The organism is Pseudomonas sp. JV245A (genome assembly GCF_032424515.1).
In the GTDB taxonomy this organism is placed as follows: domain Bacteria; phylum Pseudomonadota; class Gammaproteobacteria; order Pseudomonadales; family Pseudomonadaceae; genus Aquipseudomonas; species Aquipseudomonas protegens.
In genome coordinates this window covers 1-440 of the sequence record NZ_VYKE01000550.1, presented here as the reverse complement: position 1 = coordinate 440, position 440 = coordinate 1, and the positions used below count along the sequence as shown (strand labels likewise).

The 440-nt window shown below is 62.0% G+C and carries 1 protein-coding gene; it reads left to right on the top strand.

Annotated elements, in window-relative coordinates; translation table 11 throughout:
* Window positions 1–440, top strand: a 440-nt coding sequence (locus tag F6S12_RS32970) for a condensation domain-containing protein (RefSeq protein WP_315870019.1), incomplete at both ends; no start/stop codon positions are given.

The window sequence follows — 440 nt, the reverse complement described above, 5'->3', positions numbered from 1 at the left end:
CCCATCAGGACCTGCCGTTCGATCGTCTGGTGGATGCCCTCAAGCCCCAGCGTGCGCTGGACCAGAACCCGTTGTTCCAGGTGATGTACAACCACCTGAGCATTGCCGGGGAAAGCACCGACGGCACCAGCCTGCCGGGCCTGCAAGCCGAGGAAATGGTCCTGCAGGGCGGTACCGCGCAATTTGACCTGACCCTGGAAACCCTGGAGACCGACGCCGGGATCAACGCTTCGTTCATCTATGCCGGCGAATTGTTCGAGGTCTCCACCGTCCAGAGCCTTGCCGATCACTGGCGCAATCTGCTGCAAGGCATGCTTGAACCGCAGCAAGCCCTGGGCGAGCTGCCGATGCTGGGTCAGGACGAGCAGCGCCGCATTCGCCAGGAGTGGGACCACACCGATGTGGTCTACCCGACCCATCGTTTTGTCCACCAGCTGTTT